We start from the raw sequence: 20,551 nt of genomic DNA on the forward strand, positions 1-20,551 counted from the left end.
GCGGGCCTTTGCAGAAGCAATCTCCCCCCGCGCGGCTGTTGGACCTGACGCGCAGCTTGCGTCGGGTTGGGCGGGGCGCGACGGGGGTGGATCGGGTCGAACTGGCCTATCTCTCACATCTTTTGACAGAGGACGCGCCGCTTTTTGGAGTGGCGCGCACTGCTTTGGGGTATGTCCTGCTGGACCGCGATGGGATGCGGGGCTTTCAGGATCGGGTTGCGAGCCGCGTTCCTTGGGGGCGGGCGGATCTGCTTTCGCGCCTGCCGCGGGGGCGTACTGTGGCGCTCAGCCGGGCAGAGAGCGACTTGCGGCGTTTGGCAGTCGCGCGCTGCGTTCCGGCCGGGTTGCCCGCGACGCTCTCCCGGCATCTGCCGCCGGGTTTTGCCTATCTGAATGTCGGGCACAGCAATCTGACGGATCGGGTTTTGGGCGCCGTGAAACAGGCGCGGGGGCGGAGTGCTGTTCTCATCCATGACGTGATCCCATTGGAATATCCCGCCTACCAACGCCCCGGCTCCGTTGCGCCGTTTCGGGCCAGGATCGACCGGGTGAGCGCGCAGGCCGATCTGGTGATTTACAACTCGCAAGACACGCGCCAGCGCAGCGAGGCGCAGATGCGCGGGCGGATTCCGCTTGCCGTCGTCGCGCATCTCGGCGTCGATCTGCCCGCGCCCGATGCTGGCGAGCTGCCTGTGGGGCTTCCGCCAGAGCGTCCCTATTTCGTCGTTGTCGGCACGATCGAGCCGCGCAAGAACCACGGGTTTTTGCTGGACCTATGGCAAAAGATGGGGCCTGATGCGCCGCTCTTGCTGATCTGCGGGGCGCGGGGGTGGAACAACAGCGCGGTTTTCGACCGGCTCGACCGTCTGCCTAAAAACGGCCCCGTGCAAGAGCTGGCGAACCTTGATGACAAAGGATTGGCGGCCTTGGTGCAGGGGGCGGCGGGGATGCTCTTTCCCAGCCATGCAGAGGGGTTTGGCCTGCCCCCGGCAGAGGCGCTGAGCCTTGGAACGCGTGTTTTATGCAACGATTTGCCGGTCTTGCATGAGGTCTTGGGTGACAAAGCCGTTTACGCTCCCCTGAGCGAACCCTATTCATGGATCAGAACAATCGAAGAATGGGCCGCATCTGTGCCAGACCCGCGCCCAGCGACGACTTTTATCGCGCCAACATGGGCCGAACACTTCAAGACCGTGTTAAAGTCGACGTGATAGCGCGGTAGAGGGGCGGTCAGACGCGATAGGTAAGGGGCGGTTTGGGCTTAATTCAGTCATATCGGTTGCGGCTGCAACGCAAGCGCTGGCGCATCCGCGCCTTCCGCAAGCGGCGCGAGTTGACCTCTGTGGCGAACCGGACCGCGCAGATCAAAGCCGACGATATTCTGCTGTTCTGCACGCAGCGCAACGAAGCGATCCGGCTGCCCTATTTCCTGAAATACTACCGCGAGATGGGCGTCGCGCATTTCTTCTTTGTCGATAATGACAGCGACGATGGCGCGCTCGACTATCTGGCCAAGCAACCCGATGTCTCGGTCTGGAGCGCCAAGGCCAGCTACAAACGCGCGCGCTTTGGGGTGGATTGGCTGAACTGGTTGCAGATGAAATACGCCCACGGCCATTGGGCGCTGACGGTCGATCCGGATGAGTTTTTGGTCTACCCCTTTTGTGACACGCGCCCCCTGCGGGCGCTGACCGATTGGCTCGATGCCTCTTCGATCAAGAGCTTTTCGGCGATGCTGCTGGATATGTATCCCAAGGGGCGGCTTGACGAGGAGCCCTATCAGGCGGGGCAAAATCCGATTGAGATCGCCGCATGGTTCGACAGTGGCAATTACACCATTTCGCGCAATCGGCGGTTTGGGAATCTCTGGATACAGGGCGGTCCACGGGCGCGGGTGTTCTTTCCTGACGCGCCTGCCAAAGCGCCCGCGCTGAACAAGGTGCCGCTGGTCAAATGGGATCGGCGCTATGCATATGTCAGCTCGACCCATATGCTGCTGCCGCGCGGGCTTAATCAGGTCTATGACGAATGGGGCGGAGAGAAAGCCTCGGGCGTCCTCTTGCACGCCAAATTCCTCGACACCTTCGGGGTCAAGGCGGCGGAGGAGTTGCAGCGTAGCGAGCATTACGCGGCTTCTGTCGAATACAAAGCCTATGCTGAACAGCTGAAAGACGACCCGCAGCTTTGGTGCAAATGGTCGGAACGCTACATCAATTGGCGGCAGCTTGAGATCCTCGGCCTCATGTCCAAGGGGAACTGGGCATGAGCGTCGGGATCGTCATGTTGGTGCACAACGCTTTTGACCGGGCCGAGCAGGTTGCGCGGCATTGGGCGGCAGCGGGCTGTCCGGTGGTGATCCATATCGACAAGGCGGTGCCCCGGCGGGCGCATGATGCCTTTGTGGCGGCGCTGTCGGATCTCAAGGATGTCTGCTTTAGCCCGCGCAAACGCTGCGAATGGGGCACTTGGGGGATCGTTGCCGCCTCTCAGGGGGCGGCGGAGATGATGCTCTCGCGCTTTCCCAAGGTGCGCCATGTCTATCTGGCCTCCGGCTCTTGCTTGCCGCTGCGCCCGGTGCAGGAGTTGATCGACTATCTTGAGGACCGTCCCCAGACCGATTTTATCGAAAGCGCCACCACGGCGGATGTGCCTTGGACCGTGGGCGGGCTGGATGCAGAGCGGTTTACCCTGCGCTTCCTCTTTTCATGGCGGCGCAATCGCTATCTGTTCGACCGCGCGGTCGAGGTGCAGCGCCTACTGCGGTTGAAACGTCGGATGCCGCGCGGGATCGTGCCGCATATGGGCTCGCAATGGTGGTGCCTGACCCGGCGCACCCTGTCGGCAATCCTGCAAGACCCCGACCGGCCCACCTACGACAAGTTCTTTCGCCATGTTTGGATCCCGGACGAAAGCTATTTCCAGACCCTTGCACGGCTCTATTCCAGCAAGATCGAAAGCCGGTCGCTGACCCTTTCTAAGTTCGATTTTCAGGGCAAGCCGCATATCTTCTACGACGATCACCTCCAGCTTTTGCGCCGCTCGGATTGTTTCGTGGCACGCAAGATTTGGCCCCATGCGGACAGGCTTTATGATGCCTTTCTGACCGACCCTGCCGGTGCGATGAAAAAGACCGAGCCGAACCCCGGCAAGATCGACCGCATCTTTGCCAAGGCGGTGGAGCGGCGCACCCGGGGCCGTGCGGGGCTTTATATGCAAAGCCGTTTTCCCAACGAGGACTGGGAGAATGGCGTCACCGCCGCGCCCTATTCGATGTTTCAGGGCTTTACCGAGATTTTCGAGGATTTCGAACATTGGCTCAGCCGGGCCAGCGGGGCGCGCGTGCATGGGCATCTCTTTGCCCCCGACCGGGTGCATTTCGCGGGCGGGGAAACCGCGCTGAACGGTGCCTTGTCGGACAACCCGGTGCTGCGCGATCATAATGCCAGTGCGTTCCTGACCAATCTGATCTGGAACACCCGGGGCGAGCGTCAGTGCTTTCAGTTCGGCCCAATGGACAATCAAGACATCAACTGGCGTGTGGCCAAGGACCCGAATGCGCATATTTCGGTGATCACCGGCGCTTGGGCGGTGCCGCTGTTCCGCTCGAACCTTGATTTCGCAGATATCCGCCGTCTGGCCGCCAAGTTGCAAAAGGCAGAAAGCACGCATTTGGATGTACTGAATTCGCCCTATACCAAGGCGCGTGTGCGGGTCTGGACCATGGCCGATTTCATCGAAGCGCCGATGGAGCCTTTGCAAGATATCCTTGACGAAATTGGCCGCCCCCGTCTGCGCCGCCTGTCAGAGGCGCCGCGCATGGTTGATCTGAACGGCTTTGGCCAGTTCCTCCAGAACCTCAAGAACCAAGGCATGCACCCCTATCTGGTCGGCGATTTTTCGGTCGCCCAAGGGGGCAGCGCCGATGCCAAACCTTCCCCCAAACCCTATCTGGTGAAATAACCCATGCGCGACAAATTCGACAGTTTCGTGGTCTTCGCCGAGATGCGGACCGGGTCCAACTTCCTAGAGGCGAACCTGAACGCCTTTGCCGGGATCGCCTGTCATGGGGAGTCGTTTAACCCTTTCTTCATGGGCTATCCCAAGAGCGAGCCGATCCTTGGCGTTGATCAGGCCACGCGGGACGAAAACCCCAGAAAGCTGCTGGCGGCGATCCGGGGGCAGCAGGATGCTTTGGGCGGTTTCCGCTATTTCCACGACCACGATCCGCGGGTCTTCGATGAGATCGTCGAGGATCAGCGCTGCGCCAAGATCGTGCTCACGCGCAACCCGGTCGACAGCTATGTCAGTTGGAAGATCGCGCAGGCCACCGGGCAGTGGAAACTGACCGATATGAAGGCGCAGAAGGTGGCGCAGGCCGTCTTTGATGCAGATGAGTTCAGCGCCCATTTGGATGCCCTCCAGCAGTTCCAGATCACGCTGCTGAACCGTTTGCAAACCTCCGGCCAGACGGCATTTTACGTGGCTTACGAAGACCTGCAAAGCGTTGAGGTGATGAACGGGCTTGCGCGCTATCTCGGCGTGGATGAGCAGTTGGAGGGGCTGGACAAGAACCTCAAGAAACAGAACCCCAGCCCGATCTCGGCCAAGGTCAGCAACTATGACGAGATGCTTGAGGCGCTGGCGCGGCTCGATCGTTTCGATCTGACCCGCACCCCCAATTTCGAGCCACGGCGCGGGCCGAATGTGCCCTCTTATGTGGCGGCGGCGACCAGCGGCATGATCTATCTGCCGATCAAATCCGGCCCGCAGGATCAGGTGCTGGACTGGCTCGCCGCCCTCGATGGCGTCCCGCGTGAGGCACTGCGCGATAAGATGTCGCAAAAAGAGCTGCGGCATTGGAAACGCAAAATGCGCGGGCATCGCGGCTTTACTGTGCTGCGCCATCCCGCCCTGCGCGCGCATGATGCCTTTTGCCGCCATATTCTGACCACGGGGGAGGGCAGTTACCGCCAGCTGCGCCACACGCTGATGCGGCGCTACAAGGTGCCGCTGCCCAAGGATGGCCCCGACGCCGAATATGACCGCGAGGCGCATCGCGCCGCCTTTGTCGCTTTCCTGAAGTTTCTCAAAGGCAATCTGGCCGGGCAAACCTCGATCCGGGTGGATGCTGCATGGTGTTCTCAGGCCCAAGCCATTGCGGGGTTCGGGGCGTTCTGCTTGCCCGACCGCATCCTCCGCGAAGAGGAGTTGGCCAGCGAACTCCCCGCCTTGGCTGCGGGTCAAGGCCATGCCACCGTTCCCGCCGTGCCCCAGATGGTGGAGCTCGGGCCCTTCACGCTCGGCGATATCTATGACGATGAGATTGAGGCGCTGACGGCAGAGGCCTATCAGAAGGATTATATGACCTTCGGCTTTTCCCGCTGGCGGTGAGGGGCACAGGCTAGATTGACCTTGCCGGTTCTGACGTAAACTGGAACAACAGGGCATCTTGAGCATCCCGCCAAAGGTCGCGCCGTGAGTTTCCTGTCTGTCACCTCTGTTCCCCGGCTGCGGTGGAGTTCCCCCAAAGCCTTCACGCTCAGGCCGCCATTGGCCTCAATGGTGTTTCTGGTGCTGGGATTGGTCATGTTTGGCTTGGGCGAGGCGCTTTTGGTCACCGCGGGCGTCGGCGTCAGCCCATGGACCGTCTTCGCCGAAGGGGTGACCCGCATCACGGGGTGGAGCCTCGGCTTTGCGACCTTCCTGATCAGCGCCGTGGTTCTTTTGCTTTGGATCCCGCTGATGCAGACGCCCGGTATTGGCACCATTCTGAACGCGGTGATCGTGGCGCTGGTGCTGGAATATGCGCTGCCGATCCTGCCCCACTTCGACAGCTATCTGGCGAATGCCATGCTGGCGCTGACCGGCGTCTTTGTGACCGGCTTTGGCGGTGCGATCTATCTTGTGGCAAACCTTGGCCCCGGACCACGGGACGGGTTGATGACGGGGCTGCAACGGGTCACCGGCAAACCCATCGCGCTGGTCCGCATGAGCATCGAATTGTCCGTCGTTGCCATCGGCTGGGCCTTGGGCGGCACCCTGGGTCTCGGCACGCTGCTTTTCGCGGTGGGGATCGGCCCGGCCATGGCGATTGGGATGCAGATTCTGCAACTGCGCAGCGTGGCCCGCTAGGCGGCAGCGCGCAGGCAGCGCTAGGTGACCCGTCCAAAAGGCTGAAATCCGCTTTTTCCTGAAACGACGCCACCGCATACTGCGGTATACCGTCGACCTTCGCCGCCTCTTCCGCTATCAGGGCAGCAAATGCAGCAATTTGGAGCAATCATGTCCGATATCATCTACACCAAAGTTGACGAAGCGCCGGAGCTGGCCTCTGCCTCGCTGTTGCCGATCATCAAAAAGTTCGCCGAAGCCGCCGGTGTGAGCGTCGGCACGAAAGACATCAGCCTCGCGGGCCGTATCCTCGCGACCTTCCCTGAGCATCTGAGCGAAGAACAGCGTCAGTCCGACGATCTGGCGGAATTGGGCCGTCTGGTGAAGACGCCCGAGGCGAATGTTATCAAACTGCCGAACATCTCTGCCTCCGTGCCGCAGCTGGTCGCCGCGATCAAAGAGCTTCAGGCCCAAGGCTACGCGCTGCCCGACTACCCCGAAGAGCCAAGCACAGACGAAGAAAAAGCCGTGCGCGCCAAATATGACGGCATCAAAGGCTCCGCCGTGAACCCGGTCCTGCGCGAAGGCAACTCCGACCGCCGCGCGGCCAAGGCCGTCAAGAGTTTTGCCCAGTCCAATCCGCACCGCATGGGGGAGTGGACCGCCGACAGCAAGACGCATGTCTCGTCCATGACGGGCAATGATTTCTTCTCTAACGAAGTTTCGGCCACGCTCGACGCCGCGACTGGCGCCAAGATCGTGCTGGAAACCGCGGACGGGGAAAAGGTGCTGAAAGAGGGGCTTGAGTATCCCGCCGGCACCGTGGTCGACGCGACCTTCATGAGCGCGACCGCGCTGAAGGACTTCCTCAACACCCAGATCGAGAAGACCAAAGAAGACGGCATTCTTTTCTCGCTGCACCTCAAGGCCACGATGATGAAGGTCTCCGACCCGATCCTCTTTGGTCACGCGGTCAAAACCTACCTTGCGCCGGTATTTGAAAAACATGGCACAAAGCTCAAAGAACTGGGCGTGAACCCCAACTCCGGTCTCGGCGATCTGCTGGAGCGCGTGAAGGGCGAGAGCGAGATCATGGCCGACATCGACGCATGCATGGAAGAGCGTCCGCCGATGTATATGGTCGATTCCGACAAGGGCATCACCAACCTGCATGTCTCTTCCGACGTGATCATCGACGCTTCCATGCCCGCGCTCATCCGCGCTGGCGGCAAGGGCTGGGGCCCGGACGGCAAAGAGCATGACGCCAACTGCGTGATTCCCGATAGCTCCTATGCGCCGGTCTATGACGAGGCGATCAACTTCTTCAAAGAGAACGGCAAGCTCGACCCGGCCACCGCCGGCACGGTGCAGAACATCGGCCTGATGGCGCAGAAGGCCGAGGAATACGGCTCCCACCCGACCACATTTGAGCTGGCCGAAGCGGGCACCGTCAAGATGATCCTCGACGACGGCACCGTGCTGCACCAGCATAAGGTCGACGCCGGTGACATCTGGCGCTCTTCCTCCGCGCGCAAGGCGCCGATCGAGGATTGGGTGAACCTTGCCATCTCGCGCCAGAAGGCTGAGGGCTGCCGCGCGATCTTCTGGCTGGACGCAAACCGCGCCCATGACGCCGAGCTGATCTCCTACGTCAAGCCCATCCTTGAGGCACAGGGCGTTGCCGACAAGTTCGAGATCATGGCCCCCCGCGAAGCGACCCGCGCCTCGCTTGAGACCATCACCAAGGGCGAGAACACCATCGCGATCACAGGCAACGTGCTGCGCGACTACCTGACCGACCTCTTCCCGATCTTGGAGCTGGCGACCTCGGCCAAGATGCTGTCCATCGTGAAGCTTATGAACGGTGGCGGCTTGTTCGAGACCGGCGCGGGCGGCTCTGCCCCCAAACACGTTCAGCAGTTGATGGAGCAAAACCACCTGCGGTGGGACAGCCTTGGCGAATTCTGCGCCCTTGGCGAGAGCCTGAAGTTCCTCGCCGATGCCCGCGGCAACGAGAAGGCGCGCGTGTTGGGCGATGCCGTGGAAACCGCGACGCAGGGCATCCTCGACCACGGTCGTTCCCCTTCGCGCAAGGTGGGTGAGCCCGACAACCGCGACAGCCACTATTGGTTCGCGCGCTACTGGGCCGAAGCCGTCGCCGCGCAGAGCGATGACGCGGACCTCGCCGCAGAGTTCGCGCCCATCGCCAAGGAACTGGCCGCCAAGGAAGCCGACATCCTGTCCGAGCTTGCAGCGGCCCAAGGCACGGCTGTCGATCTGGGCGGCTACTACCACACCGATGCGGAGAAAACCGCCCGCGTGATGCGCCCCTCCGAGACGCTGAACGGCATCATCGGGTAACTCGCCTGATACAAAAAAATCCGCCGCGTCGCTGTTTAGGCGGCGCGGCGGATTATCGTTTTAAGACCTGGCAGCGGGGCAGAGGCTATACGCCCGCCTACACCCCCTCAAAAATCCAAATTCTCCACGCTCAGCGCGTTCTGCTGGATGAACTCGCGGCGCGGCTCCACCACGTCACCCATCAGCTTGGTGAAGAGATCGTCGGCCTCGGCCATATCCTCCACGCGGACCTGTAGCAGCGTGCGCGCGTCCGGGTCGAGGGTGGTTTCCCACAGCTGGTCAGGGTTCATCTCGCCCAGACCTTTGTAGCGTTGCAGCGACAGGCCTTTCTCGCCCTCGGCAAGGATCGCGTTGAGCAGGTCCATGGGGCCATAGATCATCTGGCTGCGGTCCTTGCGGATCAGCTTGGCGGGTTGGTCGTAGACCTCCTGCAGGTGCTGCGTGAAGCTGCCGGATTTCTTCGCCTCGCCTGAGCGCAGCATGCGACCGTCGAGGGTGCGCACTTCCTCAACGCCGCGCAGAATGCGGGCGAGGCGGATGCCGTGGTCTTGGGTGATGCGCCCCTGCCAGCCGCGCTCGTATTCCAGCGCGATCAGGTTCAGACGGTCGGCGACCTTGTCGGCCACGCCCTGCAGGTCGCTGTCCACCGCGCCCTCGACAAAGGCCCCGGCGATGGCGGCCTGTTCGAGGATGTGGCGGGGGTAGTGGGTCGGGAAAGCCTCCAGCACGCGTTTTAGCTGGCGCGCCATGTCGACCACGCGGGTGAGGTCTTGGCCGGTGATTTCCTCACCGTTGCCTTGGCGCAGCATGGCGCCGTCGACACCCTGCTGGATCAGGTAGTCCTCCATCGCGGCCTCATCCTTGAGGTAGACCTCGGACTTTCCGCGCGAGACTTTGTAGAGCGGCGGCTGCGCGATGTAGAGATGGCCGTTCTCGATAAGTTCGGGCATCTGGCGGTAGAAGAAGGTCAGCAAAAGCGTCCGGATATGCGCGCCGTCAACGTCGGCGTCGGTCATGATGACGATCTTGTGGTAGCGCAGCTTGTCGATGTTGAACTCGTCGCGCCCGATCCCGGTGCCGAGCGCCATGACGAGGTTGCCGATCTCCTGGCTGCCCAGCATCCGGTCGAAACGCGCGCGTTCCACGTTGAGGATTTTACCCTTCAGCGGCAGGATCGCCTGCGTCTGTCGGTCGCGCCCGGTCTGGGCCGAGCCGCCCGCGCTGTCCCCCTCGACGAGGAAGACTTCGGTCTTGGCCGGGTCTTTCTCCGAGCAATCCTTGAGCTTCCCGGCGAGGAAGTTGACGTCCATCGCCGTCTTGCGCCGGGTCAACTCGCGCGCCTTGCGGGCCGCCTCGCGGGCCTGTGCGGCCTCCACGATTTTGCCGACGATCTGCTTGGCCTCGTTGGGGTTCTCTTCGAACCATTCGGCGAGACGCTCGTTCATCAGCCCCTCGACCGCCGGGCGCACTTCGGAGGAGACCAGCTTGTCCTTGGTCTGCGACGAGAACTTCGGATCGGGCACTTTCACTGACAGCACGCAGGTCAGACCCTCGCGGGCGTCGTCGCCGGTGAAGCTGATCTTTTCTTTCTTGGCGATGCCGCTGGTCTGGGCATAGGCGTTGATGGTGCGGGTCAGCGCGCCGCGGAAGCCCGCCATATGGGTGCCGCCGTCGCGCTGCGGGATGTTGTTGGTGAAGGGCAGCACCGTCTCGTGGTAGCTGTCGTTCCACCACATAGCGACCTCGATGCCGATGTCGTCCCGCTCCCCGGTGATGAAGATCGGCTCGTCCATGACCGCGTGTTTGTGCCGGTCGAGGTATTTGACGAATTCCTTCACGCCGCCTTCGTAGTAAAGCTCGGTCTGCAGTGGCTCGACGGGGCGTTCGTCCTTCAGGATGATGCGCACGCCGGAGTTCAGGAAGGCCAGTTCGCGCAGGCGCTTTTCCAGCGTCTCGAAGCTGTAGTCGATGTTCGAGAAGGTCTCGGTCGAGGCCATGAAGCGCACCTCGGTGCCAGTGCGGTCGGTCTCGCCCACGACTTCGAGGTGTTTGGTGGTGAAACCGCCCTCAAACCGCGCGATATGTTCCTTGCCCTCGCGCCAAATGCGCAGTTCCAGCCAGTCCGAGAGCGCGTTCACGACCGAGACGCCGACCCCGTGCAGACCGCCCGAGACCTTGTAGGAGTTGCTGTCGAACTTCCCGCCCGCGTGTAGCTGGGTCATGATGACCTCGGCCGCCGAGACGCCCTCTTCCTCGTGGATGCCCACCGGGATGCCACGGCCGTTGTCGCTCACAGATACGCTGGAATCCGCGTGGATCGTGACCGTCACCGCGTCGGCGTGTCCGGCCAGCGCCTCGTCGATGCCGTTGTCCACGACCTCATAGACCATGTGGTGCAGGCCCGAGCCGTCATCGGTGTCCCCGATATACATGCCGGGGCGTTTGCGAACGGCCTCCAACCCTTTGAGAACCTTGATGGAATCGGCACCGTATTCCTGTGGTGTCAGATCAGTGTCGGACATGCCGAAAAAACCCTTATCGTTTGCCCGATTTATAGTGTTTTCGACCGGCATTGTCACGCGAATGACACAAGATTTTGTGTCAGGCGAAGGGGATGATCAGGCCCACGAAAACCAGCATCGCGCCGGAGATCAGATTGATCCGTCGCAGGGTGCGCGGGGCGGTCAGAAAGCCGCGCAGATGGCCCACCAACAGCGCGATCACGAGGTTGCCGATGAGCGGCACGATGACCGAAGCGGCGAGGATCAGCCCGATGTCGGGGGCGGTGACCGCGCGCAGATCGGAGAAGCCGGGCAGCACGCCCATGTAGAAGAGCACCGCCTTGGGATTGCCGAGGATCGCGATGAGCCCGGCGATGAAACCGGGCCACATGCCGGGGCGGGTGAGGCGGCTGTCGGTGTCGATCTTCGCACCCGCCTGCCGGATCAGGCCCAGCCCCATGGCGATGAACACCAGTGCAGCGGTCCAGCGCAGCACCTCCATAAGCGTGTCGAAGGCCGAGACGATCCAAGTGATCCCCAAGATCGCCACCAGCGGCCAGAGCATGTCACCGATCGCCACGCCAAGCGCCAGCGGCCACGCCGCCTGAAACCCGCCCGAAAGCGCCCGGGCCATCATCGCCAGCCAGACCGGGCCGGGGGTGAGAAACAGGATCAGCAGAGCGCCGCAGTAGAGCAGCAGGTCGGTGGGCAATAGGGTCATGGTTGCCGCACCACCTGCGACAGGCCGTCATCCTCGGTCACTTCCACGTATTGCGCGCGGTCCCCGAGGCTGTCGAAAAGCTCCGGCCCCGTGCCGGTCATCCAAGCCTGCGCGCCAAGTGCCGTGATCTCGTCGTAAAGCGCCGCACGGCGGCCCGCGTCGAGATGCGCGGCCACTTCGTCCAGCAGCAGGATTGGCGGCGCGCCGAAATCGGCGGCGATGGCGCGGGCATTGGCGAGGATGAGCGAGACCAGCAGCGCCTTCTGTTCCCCGGTCGAGCAATCCCGCGCGGCGATGCCCTTGGCGGCATAGGTGCCCTCCAGATCGGCGCGGTGCGGGCCGATCAGCGTGCGGCCGGCGGCGACATCGCGCATCCGGTTGTCCGACAGCGCCCGGCGCAGCCCCTCGGCACTGTCGGGCATGTCGTTTTGCAGCATCAGCGTGGCGATGGGGAAGGCGGTCTGCGCCTCCTCCTGCGCGCTCGCGAGTGCCGTGAGGGCCTGTTGCCGGTTGGCGTGGATCTGCGCCCCGGTCTCGGCCATGCGGTCTTCGAGGGCGGCGTACCACGCAGGCTCGCGCACCATGTCCTTTAGCAGGCGGTTGCGCTCGCGCATGGCTTTCTCGTAGCTCAGCGACAATTCGGCATGGTCGGGCAGCATCGAGAGCGTCACCCGATCGAGAAACCGCCGCCGCCCCTCGGCGCCCTCGATCCAGAGCCGGTCCATCGCGGGGATGAGCCAGAGCACGCGGGCAATGCGGCCAAGCGCTGTCTGGGCCGCAGCCTTGCCGTCGATCTTAGTCTGCCGGGCGGCTCCGCCTTCGGACCAGATCTCGACCTCGTGCAGCACGCTTGGCCCATGCAAGACCCCGGTGATTTTCCATCCCAGAGCCTCGGGACGGCGGGTCATGTCTTGCGCGCTGCTGCGGCGCAGCCCGCGTCCGGGCGACAGGAGCGAGATCGCCTCGATCACATTGGTCTTGCCAGCGCCGTTGGGGCCGTAGAGCGCCACGGGGCGCGCGTCGACCTCGATCACCGCGCGTTTGTGCGAGCGGAAATGCGACAGGCCAAGGTTGGAAAGATACAGCTGCGCCATTCAGACCCCGTTTTCTTGGAAAGAAAACGGCGCGGAAATTGTGAAAATTTCCGCCAGCGTCACACGCGCATCGGCATGACGACATAGACCGCCGAGGTGTCGGTGCCCTCGCGCATCAGGGTCGGATCGCCCGAGGAGTTGAACAGGAAAACGGCGTTTTCGCGGTCCACCTGACTTGCGATCTCCAGCAGGTATTTCGCGTTGAAGCCGATCTCGAGCCGCTCGTCGCCGTAGGCCACGGCAAGCTCTTCTTCGGCCGCACCGCTGTCCGGCGCGTTGACCGAGAGCACCAGACGGTCTTCGTCGAGTTGCAGTTTCACGGCGCGGGAGCGCTCGGAAGAGACGGTCGCCACCCGGTCCACCGCGCGGGCAAAATCGGCAGCGTCGACTTCCATCTTGCGGGTGTTCCCCTGCGGGATCACGCGGGTGTAGTCGGGGAAGGTGCCGTCGATGACCTTGGAGGTCAGGGTGATGGCCGGAGTGGCGAAACGGATCTTGGTCTCGGACACGGATACCGCGATTTCCATCTCATCATCGTCAAGCAGTTTGCGCAGCTCGCCCACGGTCTTGCGGGGCACGATCACGCCGGGCATCTCAGACGCGCCCTCGGGCATCTCGGCGTCGATCCGGGCCAGACGGTGACCGTCGGTCGCCACGCAGCGCAGGGCCTTGCCGCCCTCGGCATCCGCCACATGCAGGTAGACACCGTTGAGGTAATAGCGCGTCTCTTCGGTGGAGATGGCGAATTTGGACTTGTCGAACAGGCGGCGCAGCACCGGGGCCGGAGCCGAGAAGTTCGAGGCGTACTCGGACGACGCCATGACCGGGAAATCCTCCCGCGGCAGCGTGGCCAATGAGAAGTTGGAGCGGCCCGCTTCGACCGTCAGGCGGCCTGCGGCGGTATCGGCGGTGAGGCTGATCAGCGCGCCGTCGGGCAGCTTGCGCACGATTTCATGCAGCAGCGTGGCCGAGACGGTGGTGGCACCTGCGCGTTCGACTTGGGCTGCGACCTTGTCGACCACCTCGATATCCAGATCGGTGGCGCGGAAGGAGACATCGCTGCCCTCGGCCTCGATCAGCACGTTGGCGAGGATCGGAATGGTATTGCGGCGCTCGACCACGGATTGGGCTTGCGAAACGGCTTTGAGCAGTGCCGCGCGTTCGATGCTGAATTTCATATGCCTTCTCCCATACCGACTGCCGGGAGAGGCAAACTACCCGGTTCCCACGCTTACACAAGAACTTTTGTGGCTTTGTTGAAGTGAATGCAAGAGGGGCGCAAGCTGCGCCCCCGATCGCTGTTTGACCGTGTCCTGAGGACAACCCTCAGGCCGCTATGATTAGGATTCGAGCGCCCGGCGCAGCAGTTCCAGATCTTCGGCGATCTGCCCGTCCGAGACCTTGAGTTCTTCGATCCGGCGCACCCCGTGCATGACGGTGGTATGGTCGCGCCCACCGAAGCGGCGGCCGATCTCGGGCAGGGAGCGGCTGGTCATCTGCTTGCACAGATACATCGCCACCTGCCGCGGGCGCGCGTAGCTGCGCAGACGCTTGGGGCCGATCATGTCGCTCAGGCGGATGTTATAGTGGTCGGAAACCTTGCGCTGAATTTCCTCGACCGAAATCTTGCGCTCCGAGGCGCGCAGCACGTCGGCCAGACAATCCTGCGTCAGCCCCATGTCGATCTCGCGGCCCACCAGCGAGGCGAAGGCGAAGAGACGGGTCAGCGCACCTTCGAGCACACGGACGTTGGAGGTGATGCGATGCGCGAGGAATTCCAACACGCCGTCGGCCACTTCGAGGTCGGGGTAGGTCTTGCGCTGCACGTCGACCTTGCTTTGCAGAATGCCGAGGCGCAACTCGTAGTCCGTGGGGTGCAGGTCCACGATCAAGCCGCATTGCAGGCGCGATTTCACGCGGTCTTCGAGGTCTTTGATCTCACCCGGGGCGCGGTCGGCGGAGATGATGATTTGCTTGTGCTGGTCCACCAGCGCGTTGAACGTGTGAAAGAACTCTTCCTGCGTGGAATCCTTGCCCGCGATGAACTGCACGTCATCAACCATCAGCACGTCGACGGAGCGGAAGATTTCCTTGAAATCCATCATCTTACGGTCGCGCAGGGCCTGCACGAAACGGTACATGAACTGTTCAGCCGAGAGGTAGAGCACGTTCATCTCGGGCTTGCGCTCATGCAATTCGCGGGCAATCGCGTGCATCAGGTGGGTCTTACCAAGGCCGACGCCACCATAAAGGAACAGCGGGTTGAAGGTGACGGGGCCGCCTTCGGCGACACGGCGGGCGGCGGCATGGGCCAGTTCGTTGGGCTTGCCGACGACGAAATTGTCAAAGCTGAAGCGCGGGTCGAGCGGGGCGGTGCTGAGCTGCGAATTGGCGGCAGGTTTCGCGGCAGCCGAAGTCTGACGCGCAGCCGGGGCGGGCTTTTCGGCGGCAGGAGTAGGCTGCTGATTCAGGGCAAAGTTCAGACGCGTGGCATCGGTGCCGGTCGCGTTGATCTCATGCAGAATCAGGTCCGAGAAGTTCTGGCTGACGTAGTTGCCGAAGAAATTCGTCGGCACTTTGAGTGTCACGATTCCGTCTTCGACGGCGCCGGGCACAAGCGGTTCAATCCAGGTGGTGTAGTTGTTCTGCCCCACGGTCTTTAGAAGCCGCTCTTTGATCTCGCCCCAGTGATCTAATGTCATCGTGCCTTACGTCCCGCTTTGCTCTTCGCACAGAGGCCGAGTGGATCCCGGCCCTTAATATTGTTTCACCCGGCAACAGGTCATCCACCCGGTCCCACGCGGATGACCGACCTGTGTCCTTCGGACTTTCAAAGAATGGCCTGCCCATGAGCCTGCTGTGCCGTAAACCGGCGCAAGAGGCGCTGAACGAACCGTTCGTGTTCTCATCGACAGGGTAAACGTGCTGGCAGCAGCATTCACGATGGTGCGCGGGACCGTCTGTGAACGGTCACTTGCACCCCCCTGAATTTGGCATTCTGCCAGTTGGCTGACGCCGTGTTCAGGGCCTGTCCCCCCAAGCGAAATGAATCGCTGGACCTTTGGTAGCAAGTGTTTCCGGTTCGCTTCAACATATCTTCCATCTTGACTCAGAGATTGCCGGAAAAGAATCTCTGGCGTGTTTTTTTCGCTGCACCCGCACGAAAAAAGGCGCCGCAATGCGGCGCCTCTTGTGTTTCTAAGGGCTTGGCGATGAAGCCAAATTACCCCAGTGCTTTGACCCGCGCGGACAGGCGCGACATTTTGCGCGACGCGGTATTCTTGTGGAAAACGCCTTTGGTGACGCCGCGCATCAGCTCGGGCTGGGCGGCTTTCAGAGCGGCGGTGGCGGCTTCTTTATCACCAGAGGTGATCGCCTCTTCGACCTTGCGCAGGTAGGTGCGGATGCGCGAACGGCGTGCTTTGTTGATCGCAAAACGCTTTTCGTTTTGACGGGCGCGCTTTGCGGATTGACGGGTGTTTGCCATGAGTATCAGCCTTCGGGTTCATATGTTGCGTAGCAATGCGTGACGCCAACCCGACCGGAAATCCGGACCCCCTTAGGGTAGGTGATTCTAGCCAGAGCGGGCTGCACGCGCATGTATTGGTGCCGCCTATAAGGCAGCGGGCGCGGCAATGCAAGCCGCGCCGGGGGCGACGCTTATTTGTCGCGGAATTGCGCTTCGCGCTTTTCGAGGAAGGCGGACATGCCTTCTTTCTGGTCTTCGGTGTTGAACAGCGAATGGAACATGCGGCGTTCGAACAGCAGCCCCTCGCTCAGCGGCACCTCATAGGCGCGGTTCACGCATTCCTTGACCACGGTGGCCGAGATCATGGATTTCTCGGCGATCTTGGCTGCGGCGCCCATCGCCTCTTCCATCAGCTTTTTCACCGGCACCACGCGCGACACGAGGCCCGAGCGTTCGGCTTCTTCGGCATCCATGAAGCGGCCCGTGAGGTTCATATCCATCGCTTTGGACTTGCCTACCAGACGGGTCAGACGCTGGGTGCCGCCGATGCCCGCCACGACACCGAGGTTGATCTCGGGCTGGCCGAACTTGGCGCTTTCCGAACAGATGATGAAGTCGCACATCATCGCCAACTCGCAGCCCCCGCCGAGGGCATAGCCCGACACAGCGGCGATGATCGGCTTGCGCACGCGCAGAATCTGATCGGTCTCGGGCGTGAAAAGATCCCCCATGAAGACGTCGACAAAGCTTTTCTCGCGCATCATCGCGATATCGGCCCCGGCGGCGAATGCCTTCTCCGAGCCGGTGATGACGATGCAGCGGACCTTGTCGTTTTCCTGCGCGCTTTTCAGCGCCTTGGCGAGTTCACCCAGCAGCGCCTCGTTGAGCGCGTTCAGCGCATCCGGGCGGTTCAGGGTGATCAGGGCCACATGGTTGTCCACGTCCACGATGATCGTTTCGTAAGCCATCAAGAATGCTCTTTGTTGTTGCGCTCAGGGGAATGTGCATACCACGGCACCCCCATGTTTCAAGTTATCTTTGGCAACGCGGACAATAGAAGGAAGAGCGCCCGCTTTGCACGATGCGCGCGATTGCCCCGTCGCAGCCCGGTCTGCGGCAGGCTTGGCCCTCGCGGCCATAGACGTCGAAACTGTGTTGGAAATAGCCCAATTCGCCATCCGCCTGCCGAAAATCCTTGAGCGACGATCCCCCCGCCGTGATCGCATCGGCCAGCACTTGGCGGATGATCGGCACCAGCCCGGCCGCGCGGCTGGCCGAGATGCGCCCGGCCTTGCGGGCCGGGTGAATCCCCGCGCGGTAAAGCGCTTCGCAGACGTAGATGTTTCCCAAACCCGCCACGATCCGTTGATCCAGCAGCGCCGATTTGATCGGCGTGTTGCGGCCTTTCAGCGCGGCGACCAGATGCGCTTCGTGAAAGTCGTTGCCCAAGGGTTCCGGCCCGAGCGAGGCCAGCAGCTTATGCGTCTCGGCCCCGGCGGTGGGCATCAAATCCATCGCGCCGAAACGGCGCGGGTCGTTAAAGGTGATCCGCGCACCGTTACCCATATGCAACACGACATGGTCATGTTTCTCGGGTGCGGGGTGGTTGTGCTGAAATTGCCCCAGAGGGTCGCCCGAAACCAGCATCCGCCCGGACATGCCCAAATGCACCAAGAGCGATTCCCCGCTCGCCAGATCGGCGAGGATGTATTTCGACCGCCGCCGCAGCAGCCCGACGCGCTGCCCGGTCAGCCGCTCCGCCATCCGCTCGGGGAAGGGCCAGCGCAGATCGGGGCGGTTCACCTCGGCGCGGGCGATCACTTGGCCCTCCATCGCGGGGGCCAGCCCCCGGCGGACGGTTTCGACCTCTGGCAGTTCCGGCATCTCGGTTTCCCCTCTGGCTTGCCTGTGACAAAAGGCACGCATTGTCCCTGCCCCCCGGCACCCTATAACAAGGGACAGAACCAGAGGATCGCAAGAGCAGATGACCCAGGACGCTGACAAAACAACCCATTTCGGTTTCGAGACCGTGCCCGAACATGAAAAGGCCGGGCGCGTGCAGGGTGTGTTCAACTCCGTCGCCAGCAAATACGACATCATGAACGATGTGATGAGCATGGGGATCCACCGCGTCTGGAAAGAAGCGATGATGGACTGGCTCGCCCCGCGCCCCGGGCAGAAACTGCTCGATGTGGCGGGAGGCACTGGCGATGTGTCTTTCAAATTCCTCAAACGTGCCGGACACGGCCATGCCACGGTGCTCGACCTGACCGAGCCGATGCTGGTCGAAGGCCGCCAGCGGGCCGAGGCGGACAGGCTGACCGGCAGCCTTGATTGGGTCGTGGGCGACGCGATGGCGCTGCCGTTCCCCGACAACACCTTTGACGTCTACACAATCAGCTTCGGCATCCGGAACGTGACCCGCCCCCAAGAGGCACTGAACGAGGCGTACCGCGTGCTGCGCCCCGGCGGGCGGCTGATGGTGCTGGAGTTCAGCCAACTGCCCAACCCGGCGATGCAGAAAGCCTATGACCTCTACAGTTTCAACGTGATCCCGCGCATGGGCCAAGCCATCGCGGGCGACCGCGACAGCTATCAATATCTGGTCGAATCGATCCGTAATTTCCCCGATCAAGAGACCTTCTTGTCGATGGTGCGCGCGGCGGGCTTTGGGCAGGCCAAATATCGCAACCTGTCGATGGGGATCGCGGCGCTGCATTCGGGTTGGAAGCTCTGATGCGCGGTCCGCACAACATCTGGCGGTTGATCCGCACGGGCGCGACCTTGGAACGCGCGGGGGCGATGAATGTGGTGCTGGATGCTTTCGATGCCTCCCCGCCGCTGCGTTTTGTGGCCCGCGCGCTTGGCCTGCCGTTCAAATGGCTGGGCTACAAGGGCGACCCGACGATGCCGCCCGCCACCCGCGCGCTCACGGCGCTTGGCCCGGCCTACATCAAATTCGGTCAGGTGCTGTCGACCCGCCCCGACGTGGTGGGCGACGATCTGGCGGTGCAATTGCGCGTGCTGCAAGACAAGTTGCCGCCCTTTGACATGGCGCTGGCCCGCAGCGCGGTCGAGCAAGAGTTGGGCGAGCCGGTCAGCGCGATCTTTTCCGAGTTCAGCGAACCCGTCGCCGCAGCCTCCATCGCGCAGGTGCATCACGCGCGGCTGGCCGAGACCGGCGAAGAGGTCGCCGTCAAAGTCCTGCGCCCCGGCATCGAAAAAGCCTTCCGCAAGGACATTGACGCCTTCTACCTTGCTGCCCGCATGGCCGAGATTTTCTCGCCCGGGTCGCGCCGCCTGCGCCCGATGGAGGTGATCGAACATTTCGATGGCGTCGTGCGGGGGGAGTTGGACCTGCGGCTCGAAAGTTCCGCCGCGTCAGAGTTCGCGGCCAACACCAAGGATGACGCCGGGTTTCAACTGCCCGAGATCAAATGGAATTACTCGGGCCGCCGCGTGATGACGCTGGGCTGGGCCGATGGCCTGCCGCTGGGCGACAATGCCGCGCTGGATGCGGCGGGGCACGACCGGGTGGCGCTGTCGGAACGGGTGTTGCAACTCTTTCTTCAGCACGCCCTGCGCGACGGTTATTTCCACGCCGACATGCACCAAGGTAACCTCAAGGTCGCGGCCAACGGCGATATCATCGCCTATGACTTTGGCATCATGGGCCATATCGACAGCTACACCCGCCGGGTCTATGCCGAGATTCTCTATGGCTTCATCCGTCGCGATTACCAGCGCGTCGCCAAGGTGCATTTCGAGGCGGGGTATGTGCCCGCCGACAAGGACGTCGATGAATTCGCCCGCGCCCTGCGTGCGGTGGGCGAGCCGATTTTCGGCATGGACGCCACCCGCATCTCCATGGCGCGGCTGCTGACCTATCTGTTCGAGGTGACCGAGCGTTTCGGCATGGAAACCCGGACTGAGTTGATCTTGCTGCAACGCACCATGGTCGTGGTCGAGGGCGTGGCCCGCTCGCTCAACCCGCATATCAACATCTGGGAAGTCGCCAGCCCCATCGTGACCGACTATATCACCAAGTCGCTCGGTCCCCGGGCCATCGTCTCTGATCTGCGCGACACGGCGATGGTCATGGCCCGTTTCGGCCCGCGCCTGCCCGGGCTGGTCGAACAAGCGCTGAACCGTCAGACCGAAGAGCAGCCCGAGCGCCGCCCCCGTTTCTGGCGCTATATCGCGGCGACTGCGGTGATGTCTGGCGTGGCCGGGGCCACCACAATCGCCCTGATTGATGCACTGCTTTAGGGCAGGGGGCCGCGAGGCCCCCCCC

Annotated in this window: 16 protein-coding genes; 8 read left to right on the forward strand and 8 right to left on the reverse strand. The window is 62.5% G+C overall.

The features are described 5' to 3' along the window. Nucleotides 1-8: 8 nt before the first annotated feature. From ACGYLQ_RS01060 to ACGYLQ_RS01085, 6 genes are all read left to right on the forward strand, one after another. Complete coding sequence (locus tag ACGYLQ_RS01060; protein ID WP_394439852.1) at nucleotides 9-1,211, forward strand: glycosyltransferase family 4 protein; 1,203 nt, start codon at nucleotides 9-11, stop codon at nucleotides 1,209-1,211. A 44-nt stretch (nucleotides 1,212-1,255) separates the two neighbouring features. Next, nucleotides 1,256-2,266 carry a glycosyltransferase family 2 protein gene (locus tag ACGYLQ_RS01065; protein WP_394439855.1) on the forward strand — a complete coding sequence of 337 codons (1,011 nt, stop codon included), beginning with the start codon at nucleotides 1,256-1,258 and terminating at the stop codon, nucleotides 2,264-2,266. Further along, nucleotides 2,263-3,960, forward strand: coding sequence for a beta-1,6-N-acetylglucosaminyltransferase (locus tag ACGYLQ_RS01070; protein ID WP_394439857.1), 1,698 nt, complete (start codon nucleotides 2,263-2,265; stop codon nucleotides 3,958-3,960). The genes ACGYLQ_RS01065 and ACGYLQ_RS01070 overlap by 4 nt, the downstream gene beginning before the upstream one ends. Before the next feature lie 3 nt (nucleotides 3,961-3,963). Then, the gene (locus ACGYLQ_RS01075; protein ID WP_394439859.1) at nucleotides 3,964-5,391 is read left to right on the forward strand and encodes a nodulation protein NodH; all 1,428 of its coding nucleotides are present in this window, start codon (nucleotides 3,964-3,966) and stop codon (nucleotides 5,389-5,391) included. A gap of 180 nt (nucleotides 5,392-5,571) precedes the next feature. Further along, nucleotides 5,572-6,132 carry a YitT family protein gene (locus tag ACGYLQ_RS01080; protein ID WP_394439861.1) on the forward strand — a complete coding sequence of 187 codons (561 nt, stop codon included), beginning with the start codon at nucleotides 5,572-5,574 and terminating at the stop codon, nucleotides 6,130-6,132. A gap of 150 nt (nucleotides 6,133-6,282) precedes the next feature. Next, on the forward strand, nucleotides 6,283-8,472 hold the full coding sequence (locus ACGYLQ_RS01085; protein WP_394439863.1) for an NADP-dependent isocitrate dehydrogenase: 2,190 nt from the start codon (nucleotides 6,283-6,285) through the stop codon (nucleotides 8,470-8,472). 107 nt (nucleotides 8,473-8,579) lie between these two features. Here the strand turns inward: ACGYLQ_RS01085 and gyrB are convergent, their stop codons facing one another. The 8 genes from gyrB to mutM all read right to left on the reverse strand — a co-directional run bounded on the left by gyrB (nucleotide 8,580) and on the right by mutM (nucleotide 18,141). Then, entirely contained in the window at nucleotides 8,580-10,994 is a 2,415-nt protein-coding gene (gene gyrB / locus ACGYLQ_RS01090; RefSeq protein WP_067263758.1) for a DNA topoisomerase (ATP-hydrolyzing) subunit B, read from the reverse strand. Nucleotides 10,995-11,073: 79 nt separating this feature from the next. Continuing rightward, nucleotides 11,074-11,694, reverse strand: coding sequence for a LysE family translocator (locus ACGYLQ_RS01095; protein ID WP_394439866.1), 621 nt, complete (start codon nucleotides 11,692-11,694; stop codon nucleotides 11,074-11,076). After that, the gene (gene recF / locus ACGYLQ_RS01100) at nucleotides 11,691-12,788 is read right to left on the reverse strand and encodes a DNA replication/repair protein RecF (protein ID WP_394439869.1); all 1,098 of its coding nucleotides are present in this window, start codon (nucleotides 12,786-12,788) and stop codon (nucleotides 11,691-11,693) included. Before recF ends, ACGYLQ_RS01095 begins: the two co-directional genes overlap by 4 nt. Nucleotides 12,789-12,847: 59 nt before the next feature. Beyond that, nucleotides 12,848-13,966, reverse strand: a complete 1,119-nt coding sequence (gene dnaN, locus ACGYLQ_RS01105; RefSeq protein ID WP_209216850.1) for a DNA polymerase III subunit beta — start codon at nucleotides 13,964-13,966, stop codon at nucleotides 12,848-12,850. Nucleotides 13,967-14,128: 162 nt separating this feature from the next. Further along, a complete protein-coding gene (gene dnaA, locus ACGYLQ_RS01110) occupies nucleotides 14,129-15,490 on the reverse strand; it encodes a chromosomal replication initiator protein DnaA (RefSeq protein ID WP_136720544.1) in 1,362 nt (453 codons plus the stop codon). Between the two features lie 521 nt (nucleotides 15,491-16,011). Further along, the gene (gene rpsT / locus ACGYLQ_RS01115) at nucleotides 16,012-16,275 is read right to left on the reverse strand and encodes a 30S ribosomal protein S20 (protein WP_067261164.1); all 264 of its coding nucleotides are present in this window, start codon (nucleotides 16,273-16,275) and stop codon (nucleotides 16,012-16,014) included. A 173-nt stretch (nucleotides 16,276-16,448) separates the two neighbouring features. After that, on the reverse strand, nucleotides 16,449-17,225 hold the full coding sequence (locus ACGYLQ_RS01120; protein ID WP_394439871.1) for an enoyl-CoA hydratase: 777 nt from the start codon (nucleotides 17,223-17,225) through the stop codon (nucleotides 16,449-16,451). A 64-nt stretch (nucleotides 17,226-17,289) separates the two neighbouring features. Beyond that, nucleotides 17,290-18,141: a bifunctional DNA-formamidopyrimidine glycosylase/DNA-(apurinic or apyrimidinic site) lyase gene (mutM, locus tag ACGYLQ_RS01125; protein WP_394439873.1), complete on the reverse strand. Its 852-nt coding sequence runs from the start codon at nucleotides 18,139-18,141 to the stop codon at nucleotides 17,290-17,292. Between the two features lie 100 nt (nucleotides 18,142-18,241). On the opposite strand from mutM, the gene ubiE reads away from it, so the two are divergent. Further along, nucleotides 18,242-18,994: a bifunctional demethylmenaquinone methyltransferase/2-methoxy-6-polyprenyl-1,4-benzoquinol methylase UbiE gene (gene ubiE / locus ACGYLQ_RS01130; RefSeq protein WP_067261168.1), complete on the forward strand. Its 753-nt coding sequence runs from the start codon at nucleotides 18,242-18,244 to the stop codon at nucleotides 18,992-18,994. Next, a complete protein-coding gene (gene ubiB / locus ACGYLQ_RS01135; RefSeq protein WP_394439874.1) occupies nucleotides 18,994-20,526 on the forward strand; it encodes a 2-polyprenylphenol 6-hydroxylase in 1,533 nt (510 codons plus the stop codon). The genes ubiE and ubiB overlap by 1 nt, the downstream gene beginning before the upstream one ends. Nucleotides 20,527-20,551: the final 25 nt, after the last annotated feature.

Origin of the sequence: Sulfitobacter sp. 1A12779, assembly GCF_043557315.1 — a bacterium.
Lineage (GTDB): Bacteria > Pseudomonadota > Alphaproteobacteria > Rhodobacterales > Rhodobacteraceae > Sulfitobacter > Sulfitobacter faviae.